We start from the raw sequence: 14,199 nt of genomic DNA, 5'->3' as shown, positions 1-14,199 counted from the left end.
AAGTACGTCCAGTACGAGCCGCGGGCCTCCGCCTTGCGATGCACCGCACCGGACAACGCGACCCGGCAAACCTTCCCGGCCACAGCACTAGCCGGAGCCCGGCCGTCCTGACGCCACAACGGGTACGCGCCCACGACAGTGACAAAGCGGCGCGGCCGGAACCTCGGGTACTCCACCCCGGACAAACAACGAAACCGCGCCGGAGTCCTACGGTGGAGGAGACAAGGACCCGCACACATCCGAAGGGCCGGGATTCGCATGACTTCCACCCACGCCTTCTGGCTCGCCGGCCGCCAGGCCACCGGCGATGCCAGCTTCGACGTCCACTCCCCGTGGGACAACCGGCTCGTCGGCACCGTCAGCGTGCCCACCGACGCCCAGGTCGAAGAGGCCGTGGCCGCGGCGCACGCCGTGACGGCGGAATTCTCCGCGACCCCCGCCCACGTGCGCGCCGCCGCCCTGGACCACGTGTCCAAGCGGCTCACCGAGCGCACGGAGGAGATCGCCCAGCTGATCTCGGCCGAGAACGGCAAGCCCATCAAGTGGGCCCGCGGTGAGGTCGGCCGTGCCGTGTCCGTGTTCCGCTTCGCCGCCGAAGAGGCCCGCCGCTTCAACGGCGGAGAGGCCCAGCGCCTCGACACCGACGCCGGCGGCGTCGGCCGTCTCGCCCTGACCCGCCGCTTCGTCAAGGGCCCGGTCCTCGGCATCGCGCCGTTCAACTTCCCGCTGAACCTGTGCGCCCACAAGGTGGCCCCCGCCATCGCCGTCGGCGCGCCGATCATCCTCAAGCCGGCCCCGGCCACCCCGCTCTCCGGGCTCATCCTCGGCGAGCTGCTCGCCGAGACCGACCTCCCGGCCGGCTCCTGGTCGGTCCTGCCCGTCGCCAACGACAAGATGCCGGCCCTGGTCAAGGACGAGCGCCTGCCCGTCATCTCCTTCACCGGCTCCGACAAGGTCGGCTACGCCATCCAGCAGTCCGTGCCCCACAAGCACTGCACCCTGGAACTCGGCGGCAACGCCGCCGCCGTCGTCCTCGACGACTGGACCTCCGAAGCCGACCTCGACTGGGCCGCGACCCGTATCGCGACCTTCTCGAACTACCAGGCCGGCCAGTCCTGCATCTCCGTGCAGCGCGTCATCGCCGACGCCTCCGTCTACGACCGCCTCGTCGAAAAGGTCGTCGCCAAGGTCCAGGTCCAGGTCACCGGCGACCCGGGCGACGACGCCACCGACGTCGGCCCCCTCGTCTCCGAGGACGCCGCCAAGCGCGTCGAGTCCTGGGTCGACGAAGCCGTCTCCGCCGGCGCCAAGCTGCTCACCGGCGGCAAGCGCGACGGTGCCTCCTACGAGCCCACCGTCATCGCCGAACTGCCCGCCGACACCACCCTCGCCCGCGAGGAGGTCTTCGGGCCGGTCCTGACGCTGCAGAAGGTCGAGAACACCGACGAGGCCTTCGCCGCCGTCAACGACTCGAAGTTCGGCCTGCAGACCGGCGTCTTCACCCGCAACATCCAGACCGCGTTCCGCGCGCACCGCGAGCTCGAGGTCGGCGGTGTGATCGTCGGCGACGCGCCGTCCTACCGCGCCGACCAGATGCCGTACGGCGGCGTCAAGCAGTCCGGCGTGGGCCGCGAAGGCGTCCGCTACGCGATGGACGACTACACGTACGAGCGGGTCCTGGTCCTGACCGGCCTCGACATCTGATTCGTACGGCCCAGAAGCCGACGGCCGGAGCCTACTGTGCGGGGGCTCCGGCCGTCTTTCTTTACACCCCCTCTGGCCTGGGGAAATGGCCGGATCTTGGCTGGCTCCGATGGAGTCACGGGAACACGGCGGTCACTCTCCCGGCCATGGCGGACGCGGATGCGGTAGGCATCGACCTGGGGCTCGGGTCGCCTCCACGGTGAAGAGGCGCTGGACCTCCGGCAGGCGCTCGGTGTCTTCCTCCGCCTCGTCGAGCAGCGCAAGCGCCGTCGACCGGTCGCCGCCGGAAGCCGCCGAGTACGCGGCGGTCAACAGCAACGTGGTCCGTACGGCCCCGGTGCGATCTTCGGATGGGTCCAACTCGGCTGCCTCGCCCGTGCGGACGTACGCCCGCGATCTGCGGTGACGGGAACGCACGCAAACTCGGCCTCTACCTCCCCGACCGCGACGTCCCCGACCCGATGGCCCAGGGCGACGACGCGTTGAACGACTGCGTCGTGCTGATCGAGGCGGGCACCGCGCTCCACATCGACCGACGTCGCGTGTCACTGACTGGTCAGCCGGACGCCGCGGACCGGTGGCAGCGCTGCCGCGTGCTGCCGCAAGTCTTCGACGTTGGCCGACCGGCACTGGTGAATCACGTTCGCGCGCTCCAGCAGCCACGGCAGCGTGTACCGGACGAGGTCGTGGAGGGTGCCGTGTCGGCGGTTTCGAACTCCTGCCGCACCGGCACTCCAGGCGGCTGGCCGGGATGGCGACGGGAACGGGCCGCGATCGCGGTCTTCTCGTCGTTGGACAGCACCACCGCGCCATCGGCCGGGTCGAGGAAGAGGCCGCACATGTCGGCGACTCGGTCCCAGAAGCCCGGGGTGTCCCGGCGCGTGAGCCAGCCCCTGGAGACACCGTCCCGCACCCGAGCCCCTCAATCCCGCGCAGGCTGCGGAGGCCGCCCGGCGGCCGCACCGCCCACCCGCAACCGGTCGCAGCCTGGCTTCCATCCTGTTCACCGGCGCCTCGTTCCAGCAGGTCAAGCAACGTGCTGACCTGTCAACGCTCGCCCTTCTCTGCAGCCTTGAACGCATGTGAGGTGAAGTGCGTCACTACGGCGCGAGTTGTGTCCCCCTTGTCCGATTGAGAGTTTGAACTGCCTGGTCAGAGCGCTACGTTGCAGCTTTCGTGTCGAGATCGCTCGATACTCACCGCAAGACTGAGGAAGTATGGCTACTCGCTTGTCCACGGCTCGACGTCGTGGAAGAGGGTCCTGGGGGACCTCGCACTGGATAGCGGGCGCGGCGGCACTCATCGTGACCGCCACCCTGCTCCAGGGCTCGAACACAGCAGTTGCGGCTGCGGCTCCGGCACGGGTCTCCGCCGCCGAGTCCGGCGGGGTGACCGAAGAAGTCGACATCGCGCGAGCCCGTGTGGCCGCGCGCACCGCGGGCCACCGCGTCGAGGCGGTCTCGGAGCGTTCCGAGACCGCTACGACGTGGGTGAACCCGAACGGCACTCTCACCACCGAAGTGGCCGCCGGGCCGGTCCGTTTCTACGACCAGCAGGCGCGCGGCTGGCGCAACGTCGATGTGACCCTGGGCCGCGGTACGGACGGTTCCGTGGCGTCCAAAGCCCACCCGCAGGGCTTGAAGCTGGGCGCGGGCACCAGGCCTCGCATGGCCCAAGCCGCCCCCGTCGCTGCGCCCGCGGTGAACTACATCAGCACCGAACTCGTCACCTTGGGCGACGGCGACCATCAGATCACCCTCCAGTGGAAGGGCGCCCTGCCGGCCCCCAAGCTCGACGGTGCCCGCGCCGAGTACACCAACGCCGTGCCTGGCGGCGACGTCGTCATCGAGGCGACCCGCGCCGGCTTCGAGCAGTTTGTCGAACTGAAGCAGCGTCCGGCCGCGGGCAACTACTCGTACACCCTGCCGTTGACCGCCAAGGGCCTGAAGGTGGAGCAGCAGGCCGACGGCAGTGTGCAGTTCACCGACCGCAAGAGCCACCGGGCGGCGGTCATGCCGACGCCGATGATGTGGGACTCCACCGTGGACCCGGTCTCCGGGGAGCACACCCGCAAGGTGCCCGCGGCCATGAAGGTCGTGCAGGGCAATGGCACGGTCGAGCTGGTCGTGACGCCCGACGCAAAGTTCCTCGCCGACCCGGCCACGAAGTACCCCGTGACCGTCGACCCCTCGACGTCCTCGCTGGGCAGTGTCTTCGACACCTACGTCCAGCAGGGTGAGACGGTCGACTGGTCGAACGACACCGAGCTGGACTTCGGCAACCCGGGTACGAAGAACGCGGACGGCACCTTCCGTACCGCGCGTTCGTTCATCACCTGGAACACCGCGCCCATCGCGGACTCGCTGGTCTCCAGCGCGAGCCTGAGCCTGTGGAACTTCCACTCGGGCAACACCGACTGCGTCGCGCAGCCGTGGGAGGTCTGGGGCGCCGCCGCCGCGACCACCGCGTCGCGCTGGACGAACCAACCGGTCATGAACACCAAGTACGCCACCTCCACCGAGACCCGTGGCAATCCCGGCTGCGCCTCGGCACCAGACGGCTGGATCAATGCCGACGTGACCACCCTCGTGCAGACCTGGGCGTCCGCGAAGGCGCCCCTGTCCAGCATGGGTCTGCGTGCCTCGTCGGAGTCGGTGACTGGGCAGTGGAAGCGCGTCAACTCGGCGAACGCCACGGCCAATCCGCCCAAGCTGACCGTGAACTACAACTACCGGCCGCAGACCGGTACGAAGCAGGAGGCCGGTCCTCCGTTCGTACAGGACAAGACGCCGGCCTGGCGTGTCGACACGACGACGCCGACCTTGCGCGACACGTTCGCGGACAAGGACGGTGACCTGGTCAACGGCACCTTCCAGATCTTCGACGCGGCCACGAACACCCAGGTCGGGAACACCCTGGTGTCGCCGTTCGTGCCCCAGGGCACCCCTGCCTCCGTGGTTGTGCCGGCGGGCGTGCTCCAGTACGGGCACATGTACCGGTTCCGTACCTCGCCCTACGACGGAACGCACTACAGCGCCAGCTGGTCCCCCTGGTCCAACTGGACCACCTTCACCGTCAGCCCGCTGCCCGACGCCCCGCAGGACCTCCAAGCCGGTGCCCAGCAGACCCTGACACCCATCCTGTCCGCGATCGTCACGACCCCGGCACAGACCCGCGTGAGCGCCGAGTTCTTGTTCAAGGACTCGGCCGGCAACCCGGTTCCCGGCCTGCCCCTGCCGCCCGTCTGGGTGGAGAGCGGCAGCCGAGCGGCCCTGGAGATTCCGGAGGGCAAGCTGACGGACGGCGCGAGCTACCGCTGGTCCGTCCGGACCTGCGACGGCGTCGGCTGCTCGCCGTGGTCGGCCGAGCAGAGCCTGACGGTCCGCCTCCAGCCGCTGCCCACCATGCCGGCGACGCAGTCCCTGGGCGTCACCGGCTCGGCGCTGGCAGGCGTATCGGCCGCCACCGACTGCAACGCGGCCGACTGCGCCACCGTACCGGGCGGCCGGCTCTGGGTCGGTCCGGCCGACGGGCACGTGTGGGCCACCCACCTGAAGGCGGACCTCGGCGCCCTGCCGAAGGGAGCCCGGGTCACCTCCGCCAAGCTGGCCCTGACCAGGGCCGACTGCACCACGCAATGCGAGGTGCAGAAGCCGGACGTGTACGAGCTGTCCGCCTCCTGGTCCCCCGCCCAAAGCGGCAAGGACCTGCTCACGGCCGCCGGCAGCGAGAGTTACGCCTCCGGCACCCCGCTGGCCGAGGTCGACTTCGGCATGCTGGTGCAGTCCTGGACCGACCGCGCGAACGAGGGCATGGCCCTGACCGTTCCCGCCGGTGCGGCCGGGGCGGCCTACTACTCGGATGCGGCGGCGGACCCCGCCCTGCGCCCGCGGCTGACGATCGAGTACCTGCCGCCGACCGCCCCGGGAGCGGTCACCGACGTGGTGTCCACGGCCGGCGACACGGGACTCCTCGCCACCTGGAACGCTCCCCTCGACGGGGGTGCGACCGGTGACATCAGCTACGTGGCGAAGGCTGAGAAGAGCGACGGCACCGTGGTCGGGACCTGGGAGGGCACGGAGCGTCGTGCCGTCTTCTCCGGGCTGGACAACTCGCTCTCCTACCGGGTCGCGGTGACGGCGAAGAACGGTGTCGGCAGCGGCCCCGTGTCGCGGTCCGCACTGGTCCGGGGCACCGCGGTGTCCGGGGGAAGCGCCTCCTACAAGGACTACGTCCAGGCGTACCTGAGCGCCCGGAACAAGGTCACCACGGGGGTGAGCCTCACCACCGCGGATGCCGCAGCCGAATCCCCTTACGGCGGGATCTTCCGCGAGGTCCTCGGTGTGCAGGAAGCCGCCATCGTGGGAGGCCGGGAAGCCCTGGCGACGCAGGGGCATTCCTACGTCGGCATTTCCTCGGCCCTGACGGACACCGTGATCGTCAACAGTGCGGCCGACCAGGTAGTGGTGCGGACTTCGGTCATCCAGACGGCGACCCTGCGGGTCGACGGCGTCGACCAGGTTTCCGAGGACCGCGGTTTCAAGCGCTTCGTGTTCAGCCTGGCCGGCGGCTCGGTGAAGCTGACGAGCGAGGCCGACGACAGCGAGGCCGGGCAGACCCTCTCCTCCACCGCCGCGGCGGGATCCCAGGTGGTGGCCACGCCTGCCGACACCGCCGGCGTGCCCACCGGTTTCACGGACTCCATTGAGCTCGGCGCGGACGGCTTCCCCACGAGGCAGACCTCCGCGGCCGGTGCCGTCACCGCCTCTTACGTCAACGGCTCGGGCACTGGCAACTGGGCCTTCAACAACACCTGGGTACCGCGGGAGTACGGCAGCAACGACTGTACGAACTTCGTGTCCAAGGCCCTCTATTACGGTGGCGGCATGAAGATGCGCTCCGGATTCTGGTGGAGCAACAGCGCCTGGTGGAAGAATCCCCCCACCTCCTGGAAGAAGAACAGCAACACCTGGTCCGGCGCCCAGAACCTGTTCACGCATCTGTTCGATTACCGTCAACCGGGCTACGTCAACCGTAGCTACAACCTCCAGCCGGGTGACATCCTGTTCTTCCGATGGAAGAAGGACAATGCGTACAACCATGCGGCAGTCGTGACGGGCATCAGTCGAGGGGTCGTCCTGATCGCCCAGCACGGGTATGAAGCTCACAGCACGCTGCCGGCGATCATGGCGAGGAACAACTCGGGCAACAACCCGATCGTGGAGGTCGGCGCCCTGCGGCCGAGGTCCCGATGAAGTCCCGCCCGGCCCGACGCGTGGCCGTTCTTCCCGCTCTTGCCGTCACCGTCGCCGCCGCCGTCGCCCTCAGCACGCTGAGCGCCTGCTCGGCCGGGGGCGCCCATGACGCCGGGGACGCGCGCTACGCCACCGACTACGCCAACCACCAGCCGTTGGCGGTGGTCGGCTACCCGACCACGGGATCGCTGGGGATCACCCAACAGGTGGTGTGGCGGATCGCGGACGGGAAGGCCGACGTCTTGGCGGGCCTGGCGGACGGGAAGGGGGACGCCGCCGACAAGGGCGTGCCCGAGAAGACCGCCGAGAACTGGATCAAGGCGTTCGGGAAGGGCGCCGCTGGGAAGGTCACCGCGGAGTTCTACGACGAGGGCTCCGTCCGGCAGGAGGTCGTGCTCTACTTCCACGACACCGGCCAGATCAAGCAGATCCAGGTCCTGGCCACGAACGCGGATGGCAAGGACGCCTGGAAGGTGACCATGGCCGAGCCGGATCCCGGGGAAGCCGTCGCCGTGCGCCCGTGGGTGCCGAAGACGCCGGGCGATCTCGGCTCGAAGACCGTGCGGTGAGCTGACGCGGTCGCGAGAACACCGAAGGGCGTTGTCCACGTGGGGAACCACGTGGACAACGCCCTTCGCGTCGTCCAGACCGCAGCCACACCAGCCCCAGTTCACCGGTTGACTGGACAGACCCTCAAACGGCTCGCGGACGACGTGGAGGAACTGCAGGCGTTCTTCGGCTTGCCCGCCGAGCACTGGATCCGCCTGCGGGCCACGCACCCGATCGAGTCGACCTTCGCCACCGTCCGGCTACGTACCAAGGTCTTCAAGGAGCCGGCATCCTGGCCGCCGCCCTCGCCATGATCGGCGGCGGGCTGTGAACGCGCTCCCGGCCGTCCCCGTTGGCCTGCGGCCCGTGCCTCTCGCTCCGCCCTCTCCGGACCGATGGGGTGTGACCAGGCCTGGCGGTCCAGCCGCCCGGCCCTCTGAGTTCGATTTCGGCGGGTGTTCCCAACTGTGCGGGGGCTCCGGCCGTCCCCTTTTCTTTTGCGGCTAGGTTCGCCTCCGGGGTGCTGTTGCCGGCTCCAGGAGGGCGTACGTCCTCGAAATCGCTCGTTCCTCGCGTTTTCTCCAGGCGTCCTTGCGCCGCGCCCTTCGGCTCACTCGCCCGGAGGTAGGTGTCCGGTCGGGGCCGTTTTCCCTCACTCGGACCGCCCCGGCTTTTCCCGGAGGGCCCAGCAGGGTACGACTCACAGGTAGCACCGGCCGGTAGGGCCGGTCCGACGACTCCGGCTGGCGAGGTGAGTCCCCTCATGTCCGCAACACAGCCCAAGGTGACCGAGCGCGAGGCACGGCAGGTCGCGGAAGCGGCCCGGGAACAGGACTGGCGCAAGCCCAGCTTCGCCAAGGAACTGTTCCTCGGGCACTTCCGGCTCGACCTGATCCACCCGCACCCGATGCCCGCCGACGAGGACGTCCGGCGCGGCGAGGCCTTCCTGGCCCGGCTGCGGGACTTCTGCGAGCGCGAGCTCGCCGCAGGCCTCCCCGCGCGGATCGAACGCGAGGCGCGGATCCCCGACGAGACCGTGCGCGCGCTCAAGGAGCTCGGCGCCCTCGGCATGAAGATCGACCCCAAGTACGGCGGTCTCGGCCTGACCCAGGTGTACTACAACAAGGCGCTGGCCCTCGTCGGCTCCGTCAGCCCGGCCATCGGCGCCCTGCTCTCGGCACACCAGTCGATCGGGGTCCCCCAGCCGCTGAAGATGTTCGGCACGCAGGAGCAGAAGGACACCTACCTGCCGCGCTGCGCCACCACGGCCATCAGCGCCTTCCTGCTCACCGAGCCGGACGTGGGCTCCGACCCGGCCCGGCTGGCGACCACCGCCGTACCGGACGGCGACGACGCGTACATCCTCGACGGCGTGAAGCTGTGGACCACCAACGGCGTCGTGGCGGACCTGCTGGTGGTGATGGCGCGGGTCCCCAAGACGGAGAACCACCGCGGCGGGATCACCGCCTTCGTCGTCGAGGCCGACTCACCCGGGATCACCGTCGAGCACCGCAACGCCTTCATGGGCCTGCGCGGCCTGGAGAACGGCGTCACGCGCTTCCACCGGGTCCGCGTGCCCGCCGCCCAGCGGATCGGCGCCGAAGGCGCCGGGCTCAAGATCGCCCTGACCACCCTCAACACCGGCCGGCTGTCCCTGCCCGCCATGTGCGTCGGGGCGGGCAAATGGTGCCTGAGGATCGCCCGCGAGTGGTCCGCCGTACGCGAGCAGTGGGGCCGGCCCGTCGCCCGGCACGAGGCGGTCGGCTCCAAGATCTCCTTCATCGCCGCCACCACCTTCGCCCTCGAAGCGGTCGTGGACCTCGCCTCCCAGATGGCCGACGAGGACCGCAACGACATCCGCATCGAGGCCGCCCTCGCCAAGCTCTACGGCTCCGAGATGGCCTGCCGGATGGCCGACGAACTGGTCCAGATCCGCGGCGGACGCGGCTTCGAGACCGCCGAGTCACTGGCCGCCCGCGGCGAGCGGGCCGTCCCCGCCGAGCAGATGCTGCGCGACCTGCGCATCAACCGGATCTTCGAGGGCTCCACCGAGATCATGCACCTGCTGATCGCCCGCGAGGCCGTCGACGCCCACCTGTCGGTCGCCGGCGACCTCATCGACCCCGACAAGGAACTCGGCGACAAGGCCAGGGCCGGCGCCCGCGCCGCCGGGTTCTACGCCCGCTGGCTGCCCAAACTGGCCACCGGGCCCGGCCAGCTCCCCGCCAGCTACCGCGCCTTCCACCCCGCCGGGCACACCGACCTCTCCGGCCACCTGCGCTATGTCGAGCGCAGCGCCCGGAAACTCGCCCGCACGATGTTCCTGGCCATGGCGCGCTGGCAGGGCCGCATGGAGACCAAACAGGGCTTCCTCGGCCGGATCGTCGACATCGGCGCCGAACTCTTCGCGATGAGCGCGGCCTGCGTACGCGCCGAGCACCTGCGCGGCGCGGGTGACCACGGCCGCGAGGCCTACCAGCTCGCGGACGCCTTCTGCCGGCAGTCGCGGGTCCGGGTCGAGGAACTCTTCGGCCGGCTCTGGTCCAACACCGACGACCTCGACCGCAAGGTGGTCGCCGGGGTGCTGTCCGGCACCTACGCCTGGCTGGAGGAGGGCGTGCTCGACCCGTCCGGCGACGGCCCCTGGATCGCGGACGCCGCCCCCGGCCCCTCCACACAGAAAAACGTGCACCGCCCCATCCGCTGACCTGCGATCATCGCCGCACGCCGGACAGGCGTACGCGAGCGGTGACGGGGAATCGGATGCATGTGAACGTGGACAGGGAGAGCCGGCGGCTCGCCTGGTGCGTGGCGCTCCTGCTGCGCCACGCACCCGACGCCGTCACCTCCGACCTCCTCGGGCGGCTCGATCCGCCCACCCGCCGGTTCCTGTGCCGCGACGAGTACCTGCCGGCCCCCGTCGTGACGCTGCTCCTGCGCGACGGCACCGACGAGGACCGCCGCACCATCGCCCGCAACCCGCACGTGCTCGGCCGCCCGCTCCCCGGCCTGCCCGGGCCCGCCCGGTACGCGGCCCGCCCCGCCCCCTCGCCCGGGCTGCTCGCCACCCTCCACGCCGAACTCGGCCGGGAGCCCGGGCCGGCGCTGACCTCCGAGGAGCTCGTCGCGCTGCTGCGCCGGCACGGCAGCCGCCGACCGCGGATCCCGCTCGACGTGCTGTCCCTCCCGCACGAGCTTGACCCCGAAGTCCTGCTGCGCGAGCACGCCGGCGCCCCGCTGCCGCCCGGCTCGGTGGAGGCCCTGCTGCTGGTGGCCGGGCTGGAGCGGAGCATCTGCCTCGCCCTGCTCGACACCCGCGGCCAGGAGACGTACGGGCCCGCCTGGATCCGCCCCGCCGTGCGGTCCGTCCGCACCGGGACCCTCACCTTCGACGAGCTCGCCGCCGCCGTGGCACCGGCCCACCGGACCCTGCTGCTGGGACAGGCCCACGCCATCGGCCGCTTCGCCTGGAACCTGGCCGAATGGGCCGGCATGCGCTCCGCCCTGATGCGGGTGCTGCGCCCGGCCCTCGGCGACGACCCGCGCCTGTGGGCGGAGCTGCGCCGGCACGCTCCCGGCTTCCCCGGCACCCTGCCGGAACTGGCGTCCGCGGTGGCCGACGGAACCGCCGCGGCGGTCTGCGCGACGGGCTCCGCGGCCGCCGCCGTCCCGGGCCTCGACGAGGCCGTGGACGCGTTGGCGCCCGGCTCCCCGTGGTGCCCCAGCGACCCGCTGAACAGAGAACTCGCCCTGGCCAGCCTCGGAGTGCCCAACGCCATGGGCGACCTCCACGAGGACATCCGGTGGGTCCGCGCCTGCCTCGACCGCGGCCTGCTCACCGGCGAGGACGTGATCCGGCACAAGGCCCCCGCCGCCTGGGCCCTGGACGAGGACCACTGGCTGGGGGACACCGACTACCCCGACCGCCACGACCGGCACCAGGCGGTCCTCGCGGCCCGCGCCGAAGCCGACCGGCTCCTGGGCGCGGCCCTGGCCGCGGACACCGGCGCCTGGTGGCGGGCCGCCCGCGCGCTGCCCGACTTCGCCGGGACGCTCCCCGAACTGCTCGCCGGTGTCGTTCACGGGGACTCCGTGTCCAACCGCTTCTGAGTTGCCGCGACAATGGGGGCATGAGCGACCGCCCAGCCCCCCTCGCCGATCCGCACGTCCTCTTCGACCCCGCGGAAGGCCGACGGGACATCGTCATCCTCGGATGCACCGGGTCCATCGGGACCCAGGCCATCGACCTCGCCCTGCGCCACCCGGACCGCTTCCGGGTGACCGCGCTGTCCGCCGCCGGCGGCCGGGTCGGGCTGCTGGCCGAGCAGGCGCGGCTGCTGCGGGTGAACACCGTGGCCGTCGCCCGCGAGGACGTCGTACCGGCCCTGAAAGAAGCGCTGAGCGCCCAGTACGGGGCCTCCGAGCCGCTGCCGCAGATCCTGGCCGGGCCCGACGCGGCGGCCGAGCTGGCCGCCTCCGAGTGCCACACGGTCCTCAACGGGATCACCGGCTCCATCGGCCTCGCGCCGACCCTCGCCGCGCTGCGGGCGGGCCGGACGCTGGCCCTGGCCAACAAGGAATCGCTGATCGTGGGCGGGCCGCTGGTCAAGGCCCTCGCCCGGCCCGGCCAGATCATCCCGGTCGACTCCGAGCACGCGGCCCTCTTCCAGGCCCTGGCCGCCGGTACCCGCGCCGACGTGCGCAAGCTCGTGGTCACCGCCTCCGGCGGCCCCTTCCGCGGCCGCACCCGCGCCGAACTGGCCCACGTGACCGTGCAGGACGCCCTCGCCCACCCCACGTGGGCCATGGGCCCGGTGATCACCGTCAACTCGGCGACCCTGGTCAACAAGGGGCTGGAGGTGATCGAGGCGCACCTGCTCTACGACATCCCCTTCGACCGCATCGAGGTCGTCGTCCATCCGCAGTCGTACGTCCACTCGATGGTGGAGTTCTCGGACGGTTCCACGCTCGCCCAGGCCACCCCGCCGGACATGCGCGGACCGATCGCGATCGGCCTCGGCTGGCCCGAGCGGATCCCGGACGCGGCCCCCGCCTTCGACTGGACCAAGGCCTCGACCTGGGAGTTCTTCCCGCTGGACACCGAGGCCTTCCCCTCGGTGGGCCTGGCCCGGCACGTGGGCACCCTCGGCTCCACGGCCCCCGCAGTCTTCAATGCGGCGAACGAGGAGTGCGTGGAGGCGTTCCTGGCCGGTCGGCTGCCGTTCACGGCAATCATGGATACGGTCTCTGCCGTGGTCGACGAGCACGGGACGCCGGACGCGGGAACCTCCCTCACCGTCCAGGACGTCCTCGAAGCAGAGGCCTGGGCTCGGGCCCGGGCCCAGGAGATGGCGGCACGGGCCGCCGTGGAGGCGCGCGCATGACAGCACTCATGACGGTGCTCGGAATACTCATCTTCGTATTCGGGCTGCTCGTCTCCATCGCCTGGCACGAGCTCGGCCACCTCTCCACGGCCAAGCTCTTCGGCATCCGCGTGCCCCAGTACATGGTCGGCTTCGGCCCGACCCTCTGGTCGCGGCACAAAGGTGAGACCGAGTACGGCATCAAGGCCATCCCGATGGGCGGCTACATCCGCATGATCGGGATGTTCCCGCCCGGCGAGGACGGCAAGGTCACCGCCCGCTCGACCTCCCCCTTCCGCTCGATGATCGAGGACGCGCGGTCGGCGGCGTACGAGGAGCTGAAGCCCGGCGACGAGACGCGGCTCTTCTACACGCGCAAGCCCTGGAAGCGCGTGATCGTGATGTTCGCGGGCCCCTTCATGAACCTGGTGCTGGCGCTGGCGGTCTTCTTCGGCGTCTGGATGACTTTCGGCGTCGACCGGACGACCACCCAAGTCGGCACGGTCTCGCCGTGCGTCATCCAGCAGAGCGAGAAGCGGGAGGTCTGCCGGGACGGCGACCCGGTGGCCCCGGCCAAGGCCGCCGGCCTGCGGGCGGGCGACCGGATCGTGGCCTTCGACGGACACCGGGTGACCGACTGGGCCGCCCTCCAGAAGCGGATCCGCGACACCGTCGGCCCCGCCACCGTCACCGTCGTCCGCGACGGGCAGAGCCTGACCCTCCCGGTCAACCTGATCGAGAACAAGGTCGCCAAGACCGACGGCCACGGCGGGTACGTCAAGGGGCAGTACGTGACGGCGGGCTGGCTCGGCTTCAGCCCCAGGAGTGAGATCGCCACGCTCACCTTCGGCCAGTCCGTGGACCGGATGGGCGACGTCGTCGACAACAGCGTGCAGGGGCTCGTCAAGCTCCCGTCCAAGATCCCGGCCCTGTGGAACGCCGCCTTCGCCGGCGGCGAGCGGGAGCCCGACTCCCCGACCGGCATCGTGGGCGCGGCCCGGATCAGCGGTGAGATCGCCACGCTGGACATCCCGGCCGAACAGCGGCTGGTGTTCTTCCTCCAGCTCGTCGGCTTCTTCAACCTGTCCCTGTTCCTGTTCAACATGCTGCCGCTGCTGCCGCTGGACGGCGGGCACATCGCGGGCGCCCTGTGGGAGTCGGTCCGGCGCACGGTGGCCCGGGTCTTCCGGCGCCCCGACCCCGGCCCGTTCGACGTCGCGAAGCTGATGCCCGCGGCGTACGTGGTGGCCGGCGTCTTCGTCTGCTTCACCCTGCTCGTCCTCGTGGCCGACGTGGTGAACCCGATCAAGATCACCTAGTTCGACCGC

The 14,199-nt window shown here is 70.8% G+C and carries 8 protein-coding genes and 1 pseudogene; all 9 read left to right on the top strand.

Annotated elements, in window-relative coordinates; all coding sequences use genetic code 11:
* The first annotated feature begins 258 nt into the window (after positions 1-258).
* The 9 genes and pseudogenes from AC0666_RS32490 (at position 259) to AC0666_RS32450 (ending at position 14,190) form a co-directional block, all read left to right on the top strand.
* Positions 259-1,704, top strand: coding sequence for an aldehyde dehydrogenase family protein (locus AC0666_RS32490; RefSeq protein WP_468963470.1), 1,446 nt, complete (start codon positions 259-261; stop codon positions 1,702-1,704).
* A gap of 1,304 nt (positions 1,705-3,008) precedes the next feature.
* Positions 3,009-4,787 (top strand): annotated as a pseudogene (locus AC0666_RS32485) (DNRLRE domain-containing protein); the annotation flags it as partial.
* Between the two features lie 321 nt (positions 4,788-5,108).
* Positions 5,109-6,959, top strand: coding sequence for an amidase domain-containing protein (locus AC0666_RS32480; RefSeq protein ID WP_478708955.1), 1,851 nt, complete (start codon positions 5,109-5,111; stop codon positions 6,957-6,959).
* Positions 6,956-7,528: a hypothetical protein gene (locus AC0666_RS32475; protein WP_478708954.1), complete on the top strand. Its 573-nt coding sequence runs from the start codon at positions 6,956-6,958 to the stop codon at positions 7,526-7,528. The genes AC0666_RS32480 and AC0666_RS32475 overlap by 4 nt, the downstream gene beginning before the upstream one ends.
* Before the next feature lie 108 nt (positions 7,529-7,636).
* Positions 7,637-7,822, top strand: a complete 186-nt coding sequence (locus AC0666_RS32470; protein ID WP_478708956.1) for a hypothetical protein — start codon at positions 7,637-7,639, stop codon at positions 7,820-7,822.
* Between the two features lie 449 nt (positions 7,823-8,271).
* On the top strand, positions 8,272-10,215 hold the full coding sequence (locus AC0666_RS32465; RefSeq protein WP_468963471.1) for an acyl-CoA dehydrogenase family protein: 1,944 nt from the start codon (positions 8,272-8,274) through the stop codon (positions 10,213-10,215).
* Between the two features lie 68 nt (positions 10,216-10,283).
* Positions 10,284-11,618 carry a hypothetical protein gene (locus AC0666_RS32460; protein ID WP_478708953.1) on the top strand — a complete coding sequence of 445 codons (1,335 nt, stop codon included), beginning with the start codon at positions 10,284-10,286 and terminating at the stop codon, positions 11,616-11,618.
* Positions 11,619-11,638: 20 nt separating this feature from the next.
* Positions 11,639-12,892 (top strand): 1-deoxy-D-xylulose-5-phosphate reductoisomerase, encoded by a 1,254-nt coding sequence (gene dxr, locus AC0666_RS32455; RefSeq protein WP_468581146.1) that lies wholly within the window; start codon positions 11,639-11,641, stop codon positions 12,890-12,892.
* Positions 12,889-14,190, top strand: coding sequence for a M50 family metallopeptidase (locus AC0666_RS32450; RefSeq protein WP_478708952.1), 1,302 nt, complete (start codon positions 12,889-12,891; stop codon positions 14,188-14,190). Before dxr ends, AC0666_RS32450 begins: the two co-directional genes overlap by 4 nt.
* Positions 14,191-14,199: the final 9 nt, after the last annotated feature.

This window comes from Streptomyces sp. NPDC043680, from assembly GCF_056436685.1.
The sequence above is the reverse complement of the archived record's forward strand: the minus strand, read 5'-3'. Positions and strand labels throughout refer to the sequence as shown.

What these genes read in the sequence shown, in the direction of transcription:
- AC0666_RS32490 (WP_468963470.1), top strand. Translation starts at nt 259, where the DNA reads ATGACTTCCACCCACGCCTTCTGGCTCGCCGGCCGCCAGGCCACCGGC.
- AC0666_RS32480 (WP_478708955.1), top strand. Translation starts at nt 5,109, where the DNA reads ATGCCGGCGACGCAGTCCCTGGGCGTCACCGGCTCGGCGCTGGCAGGC.
- AC0666_RS32475 (WP_478708954.1), top strand. Translation starts at nt 6,956, where the DNA reads ATGAAGTCCCGCCCGGCCCGACGCGTGGCCGTTCTTCCCGCTCTTGCC.
- AC0666_RS32465 (WP_468963471.1), top strand. Translation starts at nt 8,272, where the DNA reads ATGTCCGCAACACAGCCCAAGGTGACCGAGCGCGAGGCACGGCAGGTC.
- dxr (WP_468581146.1), top strand. Translation starts at nt 11,639, where the DNA reads ATGAGCGACCGCCCAGCCCCCCTCGCCGATCCGCACGTCCTCTTCGAC.
- AC0666_RS32450 (WP_478708952.1), top strand. Translation starts at nt 12,889, where the DNA reads ATGACAGCACTCATGACGGTGCTCGGAATACTCATCTTCGTATTCGGG.